This window comes from Pelovirga terrestris, assembly GCF_014773365.1.
GTDB lineage: Bacteria > Desulfobacterota > Desulfuromonadia > Desulfuromonadales > Geopsychrobacteraceae > Pelovirga > Pelovirga terrestris.
Genome location: NZ_JACWUN010000006.1, coordinates 83,676 through 98,838, shown reverse-complemented (window position 1 = coordinate 98,838; position 15,163 = coordinate 83,676). Strand labels below are relative to the sequence as shown.

Annotated in this window: 15 protein-coding genes and 1 tRNA gene; 4 read left to right on the top strand and 12 right to left on the bottom strand. The window is 54.8% G+C overall.

Going from position 1 to position 15,163, the window contains the following annotated elements; genetic code table 11:
- Positions 1-49: 49 nt before the first annotated feature.
- Both umuC and umuD read right to left on the bottom strand, forming a co-directional pair.
- Positions 50-1,315, bottom strand: a complete 1,266-nt coding sequence (umuC, locus tag ICT70_RS06870) for a translesion error-prone DNA polymerase V subunit UmuC (RefSeq protein WP_191154843.1) — start codon at positions 1,313-1,315, stop codon at positions 50-52.
- Entirely contained in the window at positions 1,312-1,749 is a 438-nt protein-coding gene (gene umuD, locus ICT70_RS06865; protein WP_191154834.1) for a translesion error-prone DNA polymerase V autoproteolytic subunit, read from the bottom strand. Before umuD ends, umuC begins: the two co-directional genes overlap by 4 nt.
- A 265-nt stretch (positions 1,750-2,014) precedes the next feature.
- Here umuD and ICT70_RS06860 point away from each other — a divergent pair, with 265 nt between their 5' ends.
- Positions 2,015-2,347 carry an SMR family transporter gene (locus ICT70_RS06860; protein ID WP_191154832.1) on the top strand — a complete coding sequence of 111 codons (333 nt, stop codon included), beginning with the start codon at positions 2,015-2,017 and terminating at the stop codon, positions 2,345-2,347.
- A gap of 14 nt (positions 2,348-2,361) precedes the next feature.
- The gene (locus tag ICT70_RS06855) at positions 2,362-2,709 is read left to right on the top strand and encodes a hypothetical protein (protein WP_191154830.1); all 348 of its coding nucleotides are present in this window, start codon (positions 2,362-2,364) and stop codon (positions 2,707-2,709) included.
- Positions 2,710-2,745: 36 nt separating this feature from the next.
- Here ICT70_RS06855 and ICT70_RS06850 read toward each other — a convergent pair whose 3' ends face one another.
- Together ICT70_RS06850 and ICT70_RS06845 are read right to left on the bottom strand one after the other, a co-directional pair.
- Positions 2,746-3,273, bottom strand: coding sequence for a lipocalin family protein (locus ICT70_RS06850; protein WP_224746881.1), 528 nt, complete (start codon positions 3,271-3,273; stop codon positions 2,746-2,748).
- A gap of 19 nt (positions 3,274-3,292) precedes the next feature.
- Positions 3,293-3,472 carry a hypothetical protein gene (locus tag ICT70_RS06845; protein ID WP_191154828.1) on the bottom strand — a complete coding sequence of 60 codons (180 nt, stop codon included), beginning with the start codon at positions 3,470-3,472 and terminating at the stop codon, positions 3,293-3,295.
- A 209-nt stretch (positions 3,473-3,681) separates the two neighbouring features.
- On the opposite strand from ICT70_RS06845, the gene ICT70_RS06840 reads away from it, so the two are divergent.
- On the top strand, positions 3,682-3,819 hold the full coding sequence (locus ICT70_RS06840) for a hypothetical protein (protein WP_191154826.1): 138 nt from the start codon (positions 3,682-3,684) through the stop codon (positions 3,817-3,819).
- 41 nt (positions 3,820-3,860) lie between these two features.
- Here the strand turns inward: ICT70_RS06840 and ICT70_RS06835 are convergent.
- The 6 genes from ICT70_RS06835 to uvrB form a co-directional block, all read right to left on the bottom strand.
- Positions 3,861-3,956 (bottom strand) — tRNA-Sec (locus ICT70_RS06835).
- A 91-nt stretch (positions 3,957-4,047) separates the two neighbouring features.
- The gene (gene larE / locus ICT70_RS06830; RefSeq protein ID WP_191154824.1) at positions 4,048-4,866 is read right to left on the bottom strand and encodes an ATP-dependent sacrificial sulfur transferase LarE; all 819 of its coding nucleotides are present in this window, start codon (positions 4,864-4,866) and stop codon (positions 4,048-4,050) included.
- A gap of 75 nt (positions 4,867-4,941) precedes the next feature.
- A complete protein-coding gene (locus ICT70_RS06825; RefSeq protein ID WP_191154822.1) occupies positions 4,942-6,321 on the bottom strand; it encodes an MATE family efflux transporter in 1,380 nt (459 codons plus the stop codon).
- Between the two features lie 34 nt (positions 6,322-6,355).
- Positions 6,356-6,994 (bottom strand): YkgJ family cysteine cluster protein, encoded by a 639-nt coding sequence (locus tag ICT70_RS06820; protein WP_191154820.1) that lies wholly within the window; start codon positions 6,992-6,994, stop codon positions 6,356-6,358.
- 14 nt (positions 6,995-7,008) lie between these two features.
- Entirely contained in the window at positions 7,009-7,635 is a 627-nt protein-coding gene (locus tag ICT70_RS06815; protein ID WP_191155004.1) for a LysE family translocator, read from the bottom strand.
- Positions 7,636-7,714: 79 nt separating this feature from the next.
- Positions 7,715-9,706 (bottom strand): excinuclease ABC subunit UvrB, encoded by a 1,992-nt coding sequence (uvrB, locus tag ICT70_RS06810; RefSeq protein ID WP_191154818.1) that lies wholly within the window; start codon positions 9,704-9,706, stop codon positions 7,715-7,717.
- A gap of 83 nt (positions 9,707-9,789) precedes the next feature.
- Here uvrB and ICT70_RS06805 point away from each other — a divergent pair, with 83 nt between their 5' ends.
- Positions 9,790-10,653, top strand: a complete 864-nt coding sequence (locus tag ICT70_RS06805) for a YitT family protein (RefSeq protein ID WP_191154816.1) — start codon at positions 9,790-9,792, stop codon at positions 10,651-10,653.
- A 6-nt stretch (positions 10,654-10,659) separates the two neighbouring features.
- Here the strand turns inward: ICT70_RS06805 and ICT70_RS06800 are convergent, their stop codons facing one another.
- Both ICT70_RS06800 and ICT70_RS06795 read right to left on the bottom strand, forming a co-directional pair.
- Positions 10,660-11,466 (bottom strand): M23 family metallopeptidase, encoded by an 807-nt coding sequence (locus ICT70_RS06800; RefSeq protein WP_337906759.1) that lies wholly within the window; start codon positions 11,464-11,466, stop codon positions 10,660-10,662.
- Between the two features lie 3 nt (positions 11,467-11,469).
- The gene (locus ICT70_RS06795; RefSeq protein WP_191154815.1) at positions 11,470-15,036 is read right to left on the bottom strand and encodes a DUF748 domain-containing protein; all 3,567 of its coding nucleotides are present in this window, start codon (positions 15,034-15,036) and stop codon (positions 11,470-11,472) included.
- Between the last annotated feature and the right edge of the window lie 127 nt (positions 15,037-15,163).

The window sequence follows — 15,163 nt, the reverse complement described above, 5'->3', positions numbered from 1 at the left end:
GAGCTGAATAGTTACTCAATTTTTATCGTTGATCCAACTTTGATGGATTTCACCCCCGCACCACCGGCAAACAATCCCAGCGCGTCGTATAGGCTGGTGACTTGAGATCCTGTTTCATGTACCAGTCTTTCTTCGGGCGCTGCCCGCCGAACCAGATCTTGCCGACGCCCTTATTGATGTTATCGATGGCCAGCATCAGACGGTCAGCGGTGTCGGTATCCTCGGGTTGACCAAACAAGGGGTATTGCATCTGCTGTTCGGGGGTAAAGTCGCCCAGCATGACACCGGCTTTGGCATAGCGATGGCCTTCTTTCCAGATCCGTTCAAACAGATTGGTGGCCATGCCGACCAGCTGCCGGGTATCGGAGGTGGATTGAAAAAAACGCCCGGTAGCGGCATTGCCGTAGTGAGGTGCGTTTTTATCAAACGGGCTGGTACGGATAAAAGCGGTCATGACGGTTGCCCGTTGCTGCTCTTTTCTCAGTTTTTCGGCGGCACGGGCGGCAAACTCGCAGAGGGCCTGGCGGACCTGGCTTTTGTCGGTGATCTTTTCGCCAAAGGAGCGGGAACAGACGATCTGTTTTTTCACTGGGGTGATCTCTTCCAGATCCAGGCAGGATTCGCCGTTCAGCTCCATGAGGGTGCGCGCCATGACCACGGAGTATTTCTTGCGGAGGAAGCGGCTATCCATCCGGGCCAATTGTCCGGCGGTGGTGATACCGATGCGAGCGAGACTTTCGGTATGATGACGGCCGACCCCCCAGACTTCGGATACCGGGGTAATGTCGAGTAAACGCTGCCGGCGCTGGGGATCGGTCAAATCCACCACGCCGCCGGTCTGCGTGAATTTTTTGGCGGCATAGTTGGCCAGCTTGGCCAGGGTCTTGGTGGTGGCCATACCGACACAGACTGGAACACCCACGTCCTTGATCACCGTCTGCCTGATCCGGTGGCCATAGGTTTCACGATGGGGGCGACCGCTCACATCCAGAAAAGCTTCATCAATGGAATAGATTTCAACCCGTGGGGAGAAGGTTTCCAGGGTCTGCATCACTCTGGTAGAGATGTTGTCATAGAGGCTGTAGTTGCTGGAGAAGATGCGGATCTTGTGCTCCTTGATCAGATCCCTGACCTTGAACAGCGGGGTCCCCATCTTGACTCCCAAATCCTTGACCTCCTTACTGCGGGCAATGATACAACCGTCGTTATTGGACAACACCGCCACTGGGACATTTTTTAGATCGGGACGGAACACCCGCTCACAACTGACATAGAAGTTGTTGCAGTCGACCAGGGCGAAGACGTTATCGGTCATGGTTTGCGCAGGGAATGGATGACGGTGGTAACGACGCCGAAAATTTGTAGTTCCTCCCCTTCGGGTATTACCAGCGGCAGGTAGTTCCTGTTCATCGGCATCAGCCGCACCGTCGGTTTGAGCTCCAGCCTTTTCACCGTCAACTCTCCTCCGTATTCGGCAATCACCACATCGCCATGCCGGGCCTCCAAAGACCGGTCCACCACCAGCACATCACCGGCGAAAATCCCGGCATCGATCATGGAATCGCCCGAAGCACGAACAAAGTAGGTGGCGGCGGGCTTGGTGATACACAGCTCGTTCAGATCCAGACTGCCCTCGCAATAGTCGGACGCCGGCGAGGGAAACCCGGCGGGCACCCGATCAAGGAACAGGGGGATGTTTAAGTTTTCCGGCGGGACCTGATCGGCCCGACCGAGTAGAATCGCTGTCATATTAATCTCCTGACGACATTGCAGCACGAAGGATAAGCTGCCAAGGTGACACAATAAGTCATTCCAGTGCCGAATATTGGTGTGATCTTTTCTGGCGATTTTTGCTTGCCCCCAATTCCTGAGTTGGAGTAACCTTCAAATCAAGGGGCTACATGGCTTCCCCAAAAACCCTTCGTGCACCCCCCCTCCGCACGAGGGGTTTTTTTATTTACCGATCCGTTTCATTCAGGCGGATAACCTTCTAATCACAAATTGGTATGCGATCATGCAACAGTGGGTTTTTCTCTCAGCAGCCATCGTCAGTGAAGTCATTGGAACGTCAGCATTAAAGTCAGCAGAAGGGTTTACCCGCCTGTGGCCGTCACTGATTGTCGTCATCAGCTACTCAACCGCCTTTTTCTTTCTCTCCTTAACCCTCAAGACTATCCCGGTGGGTATTGCCTATGCCATCTGGTCAGGAGCAGGCATTGCGTTGATTTCCCTGATTGCCTGGTTGGTTTTTGGTCAGAAGTTGGATGCTGCCGCGATTATTGGGATAGTGCTGATCGTTGCAGGCGTTATGGTGTTGAATGTCTTCTCAAACGCGGCACCACAGTAACAAGGGTGTTCATCATGAAAATCTTGATGCTCTGGTTACTCCTGACGATTTTCGTTCCATCCTTCGGCATTGCCCATGAGTACAATACCGATTACTGCCATGACCCGGCTGAACTGCAGAAGTGGGAGCAGATGCTGACCAACGACCCTGACTCCGAACCACTCGCCACCATCCACGCCCTGTGGATCGGCCTGTGTGCCAAGGTCGAGACACGACAACTGACGACGATACAGGCGAACCGGATCTTTGAACGGTTTCGAGATGCCCTGATAGAGCAGATCAAACAACAGGAATCCTTTCCTGCCGGGAACAACATAGAACCATGCGCCTTGATACCCTGGACATCCTCACTGAGGCCATAGGGCGTTATCCCGGGAACTGGATTTACGGGAATCTCCTTACTGATCAGCCACCCCGTGCTCGACAACAATGAGGTTGTCGACGGCAAACCCTTTGTCTCGGGCAGCAGCAATCAGCCGTTGTTTGACCCCATCGGATAAATAGGGTTGCCTGGCCAGAATCCAGAGGTAGGAGGTATCCGGACCGCTGATCAGGGCGTAGTTGTAGTTCTCCTGATCAAGTTCAAAGATAATATAGGAACCGTAGAACGGCCCGAAGAATGACACCTTCAGGAACCCCTGGGTCGGTTCACGGACAAATCGTGCCCGCCCCTCGGCTTGCTTCCAACGATCCGCAGTCTGGTCATAGCCACGGTTCACCACCCGCACCAGTCCATCATCCCTGAGACTGTAGTCAGCGGTCACTTCCGACAGGCCCCGTTCGAAGGAATGATCAAGCCGGGCAATCTCGTACCAGCGCCCAAGATAACGATCCAGGTCGAACGGTTCCACCGGGGTGATCCCGGCGGGCATACCGACACAACCGGTAAGCAGCAGCGAAAGAACTGATGTTATTTTTTTCAACATGGTTGCAAACTCTCCATCATTAAACCGCAGCACGGTCATCCCGATCAGCTTCCCCATTGTCCCAGCACCCTGTATGAACCTCCTCCATGGTCTGGAAGATCCCTTCGATCACATTGTCCTTACCGGTGAATAGCCCATCTGGGCCGCCGGAGTGCAGCTTGCCGAAAGGGGGTTCGTAGGCGAGGGTGCCCGGTTCCATCACGCCACCTGTGGTGGCCATGGCCGGACGTCGGTCGCACACCTGATCCAGCGCATCATAGCCATACAGACGGTGCAGGCACTAAACCATCGCCTGCTCGGTGTTAGTGCATCATTGTTTCTGTAAATTCATTTAGGCCTGACAAAACGACAGGCCACGGTTATCCTCTTTGGTTGAATCGCCAAACCCATCCAGAGAGGAGAGAAACCGTGACCCACCTGACAGAGTGTAACGCAATTCAAGATATTGTGGAACTGTTGGCACATGATGGCTTCGATAGCCTTGGTGAGGCCGTCCGCCTGGAACGTCAGCACCATTTAGGCGTCGGCCCCTACGAACAAAAATAAAGGGGCTATGGACGAATCCATAACCCCTTGTTTTTATTAATTGGCGGAGGCAGATGTGAATCGAACACACCGGGGACGGGATACGCCCCCCATCGGTTTTGAAGACCGTGAGCGCCACCAGGCTACTGACTGCCTCCGCACGTCGTTCAGATACGCGTATTCTACGTTGATTCGTGCCCTTATTCAAGGACAAACCCCGAGAACTACACGAACAAGGATAAGGATTAACTACGCGGTTCCGGTCAGCACCTCGTTCATGCTGCCAGTGCGGTATCCCTGCAGATCGAGAGCAACATAGGAGAAGCCCGCCTCTTTACAGGCGGCAACCACCGCATCACGCAGGTCTGGATCAAGCAGGCGCGGTACCTCGCTGGGAGAGACCTCTATCCTGGCGACATCGTGATGATATCTGACCCGATAATTGACAAAACCCTGATCCCGTAAAAAAGCCTCACAGCGTTCGACTTGCAGCAGCCGTTCCGGCGTCAACTCAGTGCCATAGGGGAAGCGGGATGAGAGACAGGCAAAGGCCTGCTTGTCGGCCGTCGGCAAGCCGAGTCGGCGGCTCAAGGTTCTGATGTCCTCTTTGGTCAAACCGGCCTGCTGCAAGGGTGAAAGGATCTGTTGCTCTTTTACCGCATCGCTGCCGGGGCGAAAGTCATCGAGGTCATCCAGGTTCGAGCCGTCGAGGACCTGGCTGAAGCCGAGTTCCGCTGCTTGGGCGCGACACAGGCTGAAAAGAATACTTTTGCAATGGTAACAACGCCGCCGGTCATTGCGGGTAAAATCAGCTACCTTCAGCTCATTGCTTTCAACAACCAGTTGGCGCACTCCCATGGCTGCCGCCAGTTTGCGACTCTCTTCAAATTCATAGTGCGGATACGTCGGCGACGTTGCGGTCAGGGCCAGGACCCGGTCGGCACCCAGCACATCGACGGCAACGCGCAACAAAAAGGTGGAGTCCACTCCACCGGAAAAGGCCACCAACACCGATTCCATTGCCGCAATAGTCGCTTGTAACTGCTCATACTTTTGCTCGCTGGTCATTCTTCCTTCCTTCCCGTTAACAGGTTCAGCATTAATCAACAAGTGGCGACTTTATCAACATAGTACGGCATCCCGTCAATCTTTAACCACCACCAGGGTCTTCCAGTGACCATGGCGAAAGCGCAGATAAAACAAACCGCCACTGATCAGGAAAAAAACAATAAAGGCCAGCCACACAGCAATCGGACTGAAATTCAACACCTTAAGAAAAACAAAAACGATCGGCACCATGATCCAGTGCATGGCGACCGATAGCCCCATGGCCCAGAGGGTGTCGCCGGCACCGCGCAAGGTGCCGCTGAAAACGACGATCGTAGCATCTGCCAGCACATAGAGCGCGGCCAGCCGCAACATGTCCACCGCCAGGGGGGCTGCTGCCAGGAACAGTTCGTTGGTTGCAGACGGGGCAAAAATATCGACCATCTGCTGCGGCAAGGTAACAAACAGCAGCAGCACCAGCGATGAGTAGATCCACCCCATCTTCAAACCGGAAAAGGCCGCGCGTTCAGCGACCTCCGGGCTTCCCGCGCCCATGTACCGTCCAACCAGACTGACAACGCCGATCTGCAGGCCGAGCAGCGGCACGAAGGACACCAGGTCCCAGTTAAAGACAATGGTCACTGCCGTCGCCGTCACCACGCCATGGCTGTGAAAAATCAGGACAATAAGGGTGAAAGCCAGCAGGTTCAAAAACATCTCAACCCCGGCCGGCGAACCATAGCGCAACAGCTTGGCCATAATCGTCCGGTGAAATAACCAGCCGGCACCGATGGTAAACTCATCACGATTCGTGCGCCGCACATAGGCGGTCAGCAATACCAGCAGGGCGCAGGAGCTGCTGAACAGGGTGCCATAGGCGGCGCCGCGCAGGCCAAGGGCGGGGAAACCAAGGTGCCCGAAGATCAGCACGTAATTGGCGACGGCATTGACCACCATAGCGACCATGGCGGAGATCATGACAATGCGGGTACGGCCAATCCCGGAGAAAAACCCGGATAAACTGGTACGCAGCAGCACCAATGGTGTTCCATAGAGGAGAATATCGAAGTAGAGCTGCTGCTGTTCGCGCTGTACCGCTGGGATGTCCATCAGACCGAACAGCGAATAAACCAGCGGTCGACAGGCAAAAACCAGCAGGGTGGCGGGGAGTACCAGCAGCATCGCCTGGGTAACCACCACTGTACATTGGGATTTGCGCCCGGCACCGAGATACTGGGCAACCAGGGCGGTAGTGTAGCCGATCAGACCGACAAAAAAGGTCATCAGCATGAAACTCGACAGACCACCGGCCATAGCCGCATTCATTGGCTCCGGTCCGATGCGCGAGAGAAACAGTCGATCAATAAAGATCAGCAGGGTTTCACAGGCGTGAGACACCACCATCGGAGTGGAAATAGCGAGCATTTCACGAAAACCACCGGGGGTATTCAGTTCTGCTGTGGTTGTTGTACTCACGCGGGGATCTCACTGTCGGGCAGGACATGCAACATCAAAAATCGGTGGAAAAATTGATCAATAACCCGGATGGGACGAAGGTGTCCAGTTCCAACTGCCGCCGCCCGGTCAGCTGCTGCGCAAACAACCCGAGCAGCTCGAACTCGCGGGCAAAAGCGTCACGGAACGGGTAACGCAATTCGGCCCTGTGCAGTGGATTGCTGCCGACAAAATTCAGGGTACACCAGTCATCGGAAAAAGACTCCCCTGAACAATCGATATTCGGCAATCCGTGCAACCGGCAGGTCAAGGGACGTGACTGATAAACCAGACAGTTACCATCCGCACCAAGCAACGGACAGGGGGTCAGGTCATTCTCTGGCATATTCTGCCACTCATCGTTGGGCAGAGGGTTGAGGATGTAAGGGGCCTGAAATTCCGGCCACCGCTGCTGCAAGTCGTTCACCCGCAAGCGGGCGTTGACCAGCACCTGTTCTTTGACGGATTCGGCCAGCTCAGCAAAACCGGACTGGAGCAGAGCCGCATCGAGCAGACTGATCTCAAACAGGCCACGACAACAGCCAGAGCATCCTGGGCGGCAGACAATCTGCCCCCCTGAGCGCTCAATGCATCCGGCGTACCAGTCGTCAATGCCACCCAACAACCGGCGATATTCAGCAAGAATTTCCTGCATCCGTGACCCTCTCCTCAACGCTGAGCTGTGGCCAGCCTGATGGCCAGGGCAACCAACACCGCGCCCGCCAGGCGATTGAGAACCAACTGCAGCCGCTGCGAGCGGTTCAGCCATTGGCCGATACTGCCGGCCAGCAGAGCAATACCACCGAACACCAGAACGGTCGCCAGAATGAACAAGCCGCCGAGTAATAGCAATTGATATACAACGGCGCCGTAACTCGGATCGGCAAACTGGGGCAAAAACGCGAGAAAAAAGATCGACACCTTGGGATTGGTGAGATTCATGATCACCCCACGGCGGTAATAACGCCAGTAACCAGGCGCCACACCTGCTTCACCCTGGAGGGTCTCCGGCGGTGCCCGAAAAGCTTGCCAGGCGAGATAAACCAGATAGCCGGCACCGATCAATTTGAGCAGGGTAAAAGCAACGGCAGAGCTCTGAAAAATAATCGCCACCCCAAAAGCGACAACCGCCGTATGTACCAGTAAACCGCTACACAAACCGAGAACAACAACAAGCCCCGGGCCACGACCACGCAAGGCCGACTGGGTCAGGACAAAGAGGTTATCCGGCCCCGGCGCCAGACCCAGAAGCACTGCGGCCGAGAAAAACGTGATGATGGTTTCAACAGGAATCATGGGTTGACCGATGATTGTAGGGGCACAATTCATTGTGCCCGCCGTTAGAATGATCTGGCAACATCCTCTTACCTCCTGCTTATAGCAGCAGGGCACGCTTTTCCAGCGCCAGCAACTGATCGCGCAAAACAGCCGCTTTTTCAAACTCCAGTTCGGCAGCCGCTTCGAGCATCTGGGCCTTGATTTCGGTCATTTTAGCTTTCAGCGCCTCGGGGTTGGCATAGAGGGCCTCTTCTTCAGCACACAGGGGTAATTCCTTATCCTTGCGCCCGATAAAATTATCGACAATGGAAAAGAGGGACTTAGTGACCGATACCGGCGTGATGCCATGTTCCTGATTGTATTGCAGCTGCTTGACCCGCCGCCGTTCGGTTTCATCGAGACAGGCCTGCATTGAGCGGGTCACACGATCCGCATACATGATGACCCGGCCGTCGATATGGCGCGCAGCGCGGCCACAGGTCTGGATCAGGGAACGCTCGCTGCGCAGGAAACCTTCCTTGTCGGCGTCGAGAATTGTGACCAGGGCCACTTCAGGAATATCGAGCCCTTCGCGCAGCAGGTTGATGCCGACCAGCACATCAAACTCTCCTTCACGTAAAGCGCGGATAATCTGCACCCGCTCGACCGTGTCAATATCAGAATGCAGGTAGTTCACCCTGATTCCCGCTTCCTTGAGATAGCCGGTGAGATCTTCAGCCATGCGCTTGGTCAGGGTGGTGACCAGCACCCGCGCGCCCTTTTCCACCGTCACCCTGATTTCCTCGATCAGATCGTCAACCTGATTGAGGGCCGGGCGCACTTCGATGGGGGGATCGACCAGCCCGGTCGGTCGGATAACCTGTTCGACAAACACTCCTTCGGCTTGTGCCAGTTCGTAATCAGCGGGGGTTGCTGACACGTACACCGTCTGTGGCTGGCACTGCTGAAATTCCTCAAACATCAGCGGCCGGTTATCCAGCGCTGACGGCAGACGGAAACCATAGTTGACCAGGGTTTCCTTGCGCGAGCGGTCACCACGATACATGGCCCCGACCTGACTGACGCTGACATGGCTCTCATCAATAAACATCAGGGCATCATCGGGCAGGTAGGATAACAGGGTCGCCGGCGGTTCACCAACGTTGCGACCGTCAAGAAAGCGCGAGTAATTTTCGATCCCCTGGCAGTAGCCCATTTCTTCAATCAGTTCGATATCAAAGAGGGTACGCTGCTCAATGCGCTGGGCCTCCAGCAGCATATTCTGCTCGCGAAAATGCTGAATCTGCCGCTGTAATTCATCCTGGATTTCACCGATGGCACGCTTGAGGGTAGGCTTGGTCGCCACATAATGGCTGGCGGGGAAAATCGCGGTGCGCTCAAGGCGATCAATCACCTGGCCGCGCAGAGGGTCGATCTCACTGATGGCATCGATTTCGTCCCCGAAAAACTCAATGCGCAGGGCCCGCTTTTCCTCGTAGGCGGGAAACACCTCGACACTGTCGCCACGTACCCGGAAGGTGCCCCGGTGGAAGTCGATATCGTTGCGTTCGTACTGGATTTCCACCAGCCGGTGAAGAAAATCGTTGCGCTTGAGTTCCATCCCGCTGCGCAGATCGACCAGCATCCCATAATAGGCTTCCGGTGAACCGAGGCCGTAGATACAACTGACCGAAGCAACGATCAGCACATCGCGACGCGACAACAGGGACCGAGTCGCGCTATGGCGCAGTTTGTCGATTTCTTCATTGATGGAGCTGTCTTTTTCGATGAAGGTATCGGTCGACGGCACATAGGCTTCGGGTTGGTAGTAATCGTAATAACTGACGAAATATTCAACCGCGTTATGGGGGAACAGTTCCTTGAATTCTCCATAAAGCTGCGCTGCCAGGGTCTTGTTATGGGCCAGCACCAGGGTTGGACGTTGGGTCCGCGCCACCACGTTGGCCATGGTGAAGGTTTTACCTGAACCGGTAACCCCCAGCAGTACCTGATGACGGTCGCCGCGTTCGATCCCGGCAACCAATTCGTCAATAGCATGAGGCTGATCACCACAGGGGGAGTAGGGAGATAGCAGTTCAAATTGCGCCATGAGAATTTCTTTTGAAAAAGGTTGTTTTTTTGCGTCAAAGCGTTAGTGTGGTCGGTTCGAACGCAATCTGCGGAGGATACGGGATGACCAAAGAAAAAAGCAAATTTGTTTACTCAATTTTCTGGAACTGCGCACTGATCACCGTCGGCTCACTGATTCAGACCCTGGCTCTCAAAGGGATTGCGATTCCCCATAACTTTGTCCCCGGCGGCCTGTTCGGGGTTAGTTCATTGATTTACTATCTGGCGGATCTGCTCAATCCAGGCCTGATCTACCTGCTGCTGAACATCCCGCTGTTTATCCTCGGCTACATCTTCATTTCCCGCCGCTTCCTGTGGTACAGCGCCCTGGCGATGGCACAAATCTCGATCTTTTACCAGCTGATCCAGTTTGAAATCCATATTGAAAGCCAGCTCTATGCTGCCTTGACCCTGGGCGTCATGCTCGGATTCGGTGCCGGCATGGTTCTACGCTCCCTTGGTTCCAACGGTGGTCTTGATGTTATCGCGATCATCCTTTATCAGAAATACAACATCGGTATCGGCAAGACCTATTTCGGTTTTAATCTGATCCTGTTCAGCTTGAGTTTTATAAGTCTCGATAACGATCTGGTCATTGCATCCATGATCGCCGTCTTTGTCACCTCAGTGACCCTGGACTACACGCTGTCCATGTTCAATCAGCGCAAACTGGCCTTTATTATTTCGGAAAAGTCAGAGGCGATTGCCGACCGGGTCATGACGACATTGAAAATCGGCACCACCCTGCTGCCGGCGATCGGTGCCTACCGCAAGGAGGGTCGTACGGTCATGATGGTGGTGATTAACAACATCCAGCTGAAGCGGCTGGAAGAGATCGTTTTTACCACCGACGAACATGCCCTGTTTATTGTGGAAAATACCTTCAGCGTGCTGGGGTCAACCTTCTCAAAAAGGAAGATTTACTAAGCCCGCTCAGTTGGGCATGGCACCAACCAGCAGCGCCGGATCGAGACGGACATCGAACCAGTTCAGGCGCCAGTCGAGATGCGGGCCGGTCACCCGACCGGTAGCACCGACAGTGGCAATGATTTGCCCTTGTGTCACCTCTTGACCGACCTCGACCAGAATCTCATGCAGGTGCAGGAAGGTTGAGGAAAGCCCATGGCCGTGGTTAACCACCAGGGTGGTGCCGGCAAAAAACATCCCGGGATGGGCATAGGTTACGACCCCACCGGCCGGTGCCTTGACCGGGGTCCCCGTTGGGGCGGCGATGTCGATGCCGAAATGGGGCTGCCGCGGCTCGCCATTAAAAATCCGCTGACTGCCATAAACCCCGGTGATGCGACCGGTCAGCGGCCAACTGAACGCCTCCAGGAAATTACGGTGTACCTTGAACTGTTGACGGACAGCAGCAATCTCCACGGCTTCACGGCCAATCCGCTCAAGATCTTCCGGCGACGGTTCCATGAGCCGCTGACTGATGCCGTCAATCCGCTGCATCCGATAGTCCCGTGGTTCAAGTTGAAGCGGCTGTTGCCGCACTTGTCCATCCGGAGTTTGCACCAGCAGTTCTTTTGTCAGGGCCGCATCACGAGCAAAACCGATAATGAAATCTCCGGTCGCTGTCACCGGCACCTGACGCCCCTGGAACACCACCTGACAATCGGCACAGGTACGCCCAAATACCAGCCCACCAGGAGTGAAATGACCATGCAGGTCAAGGTCACCTGCGCCCACCGGCACGGCAATCAACAGCAGCAACAATAATAACTTTCTCACGATCTACCTCGGGACAATCCCCAGTTCAACCCTGCTTACCGGGCCTTCTTTGGGGGCGGCAAAAATATCAGTTTTTTTCAGAAAGAGCCGCGGGGTCAGTTCTTCGTTAATCACTTCGAGGGCATTGCGCACTGCCAACGCACGATCACGGGCCAGCTCAGCCAGTTGCTCTTCTTCAACAACAATATGGGCCAGCAATAGCTTCTCCATCTCCTCATCAGGCAGTTTGGTAAGCATGCCGAGCAGATTACGCGGGCGCGGGAAGGTCGCCTCCTCATATACCTGCAACAGCAGTTCAGAATAATTTTCCTCATTAATAATCGGCGGTTCTTCCGCCACAAGCGGTTGGCCCCGCCGTTGCAGATTGCGCAGCAGCGCTTCTTTGAGCATCTGCTCGAGGCGATCCTGACGATAGGCTTCCGGGTCATTGTCACGATCGGCAAAACCGCTGATTTCGAGATTGAAGGCCGGGCGCGACTGCAGCACACCGGCCAGTTCTGTCAGCTTCTTTTGTTGCTCCTCATCCAGACGGGCAATGCCATGGTCAAACGCAACGCCACTGTAGTCTTTATCACTGCCGAGCATGGCGGTCAGTAACGAAAAAGGCGCCGTTGCCGCCCGCACCAGCAGGTTGCGCAGTACGGTAAAAATGGTGCCGGCCAAGCTGAAATTCGGGTCGTTCAGGTCGCCGGAAACCGGAATATTGAGATGAATCTCTTCATTACGGTCTTTCAACAGGGCGATAGCAAGGCGAATCGGCAGGTTGACCGCCTTATCGCTCTGCACCGTTTCACCCAGATTGAACTGATCGAACAGGACCCGGTTAGCGGCGCGGATTTGCTGCTGCTCAATCTGATAATTCAGATCGAGATGGAGCTTGCCGCGATCGATGGTGTAACCCAGATAGGTTCCCGCATAGGGGGTCATGGGGGTTAGATCGATATCCTTGAAACTCAAGGTCAGGTCAAGATACAGATCTTCGCTCAAGGGGTTGATCTTGCCACTGATGGTCAGCGGTGAGTGATTTTCCAGTCGCCCGCGCAGATCAACATCAGCAAGCATGTCGGCGCTCGAGCGCATACCGCTGATCCGTCCACCCAAATCATACATGGTGGTTGAAAACACCCGTGGCACATGACGGTCGACAAAGGAAACTGTTCCCCCCTGCAGGGTGACCTCATCGATGCGGATATCTGCCGGGGTCCGGTCCGAGTCGATTTCGACCTGAAGGGGTTCGACAGCAACCGTTAGGACTTCATTGTCCGGCGGCGAGCCAAAACCGGTCAGGTTCAACTGTCCATCGGGGGTGATCTGAATGGTGGCCAGATAGTTATTCAACACCAGCTCACGGATATGCAGACGCAACGGGTCGATATCTCCACCCATCCCCTTAATGGCGAACCCCTCCCAGGAGATCATGTTGCCGCTGCCGACAGGATCGCGCAAGGCAAAATGGGTCAGGTCAAGATCACCGGAGAAACTTCCACTGAGATGGTCGCCAGATCGTTTGACCTCAAGCTTGAGATCCGTATGCAGATAACCATCCGCAAGGGCAAGATTCAACTCCGGTGGAACAAAATCATTAAAACCAGCCAAGGGGAAATCATCCATATGAATCTGCGCTGCCACGTCGAAGGGGGAATAGACCAGTTGCCCTTGAGCTTCAATCCGTCCCCGCTCGCCGATCTGCAAAGCAAATCGATAGGGGCTGGTCTGCGCCGTCGGATAGTGCAGTTCCTCCAGTTCCAGATCGATATTCATCAACTCCACCCGCGGTGTTGCCGCCATGGTCTCATCGGTAAAGCTGATACGGGCATTATCGATGACGAAGCGCCCCAACGCCAGCGCCCACTGCCCCTCGGGAGGCTGATCGCCGTGCTCTTCAGGTACCTTCTCGGCCCTTTCGCGTTGCTGCTGTTCACGCAGTAATAACTCCGGCGAAAAACGACCATCGGCCAAACGGCTGAAGTCGATCTCGCCGCCGGTGAGCTCAATAGTTTTAACGGTCATCCGTTGTTCAAGCAGATCAAGAGCCCCACCAATCAGGTTCAGTTGGGCCAGTTTAAACTGATCCTCAGCGGTGAAGGGAATCACGAGATCATGCAAACGCACATGGGTATCGACTAGCTGCACATCGGTTTGCGGGGAATAAGAAAAACGCGTGGCAAGATCGACAATTCCCAGGGGTGGCCGGATCAGCCAGGGTTCCAGATAGGGGTAGTAGGGTTGCAAGGGGATATCATCAACCCCGACAGTAAAGGCAGCGGACAAAGGCTGGAGCGTCACTTCACCACGGACATCAAGCTGGACCTGGCGCGCACTCTGCAGGGTTAGGTCGATAGCACTTTGCTGCTGCGGGTGATTACTCAACTGCCTGATATCCAGATTGATCGCCTGCAAGGTTTCAGTCACCGATTCCGCAACAAAGTCATCATGAAAGTGCAGCATGCCGTCAAAAATTGTTACCCGCTCAACATTGACCAAAAAGGGCGGTGCTTCCTCGGCATCCTGTGGGGTCTTACCCTGTGCGTTCTTTTCCGTGGTTGAGCTCATCACGGATTCAAGGTTCCAGTTGCCGGCAGAGTTGCGGCTGATCCATAGTTGCGGGTCATGGAGTTCCACCATGGCGAGGCTCATATCCCGGCGCAACAGATGGGCCCAATCGAGATCGATCACCAGCAGCGGCAGATCGAGCAGCGGCTCCTGGTCCCGATCCTGCACCAGCAGATCGCCAAGCAGCAGCAGCCCTCCCACCAGCAACTGCGGCTCTGCGCTGCGGGAAATCCGATAAGACAGATCCAGGTCGATATCAAGGCTCCCACCTTTGACCACCACCGGCAGGGGCACAGGGGAGTGGTACGCATAAAAGGGCAGATCAAGATCACTTAAGTTGACAAACAGCTGGGTTTCGAGGGAATCATGGAAGGGCTTAAGTCGGCCATGGGCTGAGATATCAGCATCATTGAGCTGCAGGCTTAAGCTCGGCTCAACGTATTGGTCAAGCAGAAAAGGAATATTCCCGACAAAAGGCACACTCAGGTCCAGCTGGCGGATCCGGTGGTGGGGTTGGGTAACAGAGGTGTAATCAACAAAGTCGAGGGCACCACCGGTCACCACGATATTGTTCAACGAAAAATGAAAAGGGCGCTTCTCCACCACCGGTTCCGGCGACCCCTCTTCCTCTGCCGCAAACAGGGGAATAAAATCAGAGAAATTATAGTGTTGCTCTCCCAGCAACGCGATATTCAGATAGGGGCGGTCGATCTCCACGCGCCCGAGAATCAGCGCCCGCCGCAACACAGAATGGGGGCTGACCGCAATCATCACCCGCTCAAATGAGACAAAGGGATCGTCCCCGTCGGCTTCGGTCAGGACAACGCCACCCAACTCAAGCTTGAGGGTGAAGGGGTTGAAATAGACCCGTTCATAACGTAAGGTTCGCTCGGTGTGGGTAGCAATCCACTGCTGCGACTGTTTTTGCAGCTGCCAGGGAACGATCAGCATTGACAGCAGCAGTAAACCGATAACAACAGCAACAGTGATCAATGTTATTTTTAACCAGCGGGGCATCGTATCCTCTTCAGGAGCTAGTGAAAAAATCCTGTGACACTCCCAATAATAGCAGACCGGCAAAAAAATTTCCTGTCGCTCTATCCTTCTTCCTCTGGTCACTCCTCGGTCATCTTATGCTAAACTG

Excerpts from the sequence above, each read along its gene's own strand:
- umuC (WP_191154843.1), bottom strand. The coding sequence starts at position 1,315 with ATGACCGATAACGTCTTCGCCCTGGTCGACTGCAACAACTTCTATGTC.
- umuD (WP_191154834.1), bottom strand. The coding sequence starts at position 1,749 with ATGACAGCGATTCTACTCGGTCGGGCCGATCAGGTCCCGCCGGAAAAC.
- ICT70_RS06860 (WP_191154832.1), top strand. The coding sequence starts at position 2,015 with ATGCAACAGTGGGTTTTTCTCTCAGCAGCCATCGTCAGTGAAGTCATT.
- ICT70_RS06855 (WP_191154830.1), top strand. The coding sequence starts at position 2,362 with ATGAAAATCTTGATGCTCTGGTTACTCCTGACGATTTTCGTTCCATCC.
- ICT70_RS06850 (WP_224746881.1), bottom strand. The coding sequence starts at position 3,273 with ATGTTGAAAAAAATAACATCAGTTCTTTCGCTGCTGCTTACCGGTTGT.
- ICT70_RS06845 (WP_191154828.1), bottom strand. The coding sequence starts at position 3,472 with ATGGAACCGGGCACCCTCGCCTACGAACCCCCTTTCGGCAAGCTGCAC.
- larE (WP_191154824.1), bottom strand. The coding sequence starts at position 4,866 with ATGACCAGCGAGCAAAAGTATGAGCAGTTACAAGCGACTATTGCGGCA.
- ICT70_RS06820 (WP_191154820.1), bottom strand. The coding sequence starts at position 6,994 with ATGCAGGAAATTCTTGCTGAATATCGCCGGTTGTTGGGTGGCATTGAC.
- ICT70_RS06815 (WP_191155004.1), bottom strand. The coding sequence starts at position 7,635 with ATGATTCCTGTTGAAACCATCATCACGTTTTTCTCGGCCGCAGTGCTT.
- uvrB (WP_191154818.1), bottom strand. The coding sequence starts at position 9,706 with ATGGCGCAATTTGAACTGCTATCTCCCTACTCCCCCTGTGGTGATCAG.
- ICT70_RS06805 (WP_191154816.1), top strand. The coding sequence starts at position 9,790 with ATGACCAAAGAAAAAAGCAAATTTGTTTACTCAATTTTCTGGAACTGC.
- ICT70_RS06795 (WP_191154815.1), bottom strand. The coding sequence starts at position 15,036 with ATGCCCCGCTGGTTAAAAATAACATTGATCACTGTTGCTGTTGTTATC.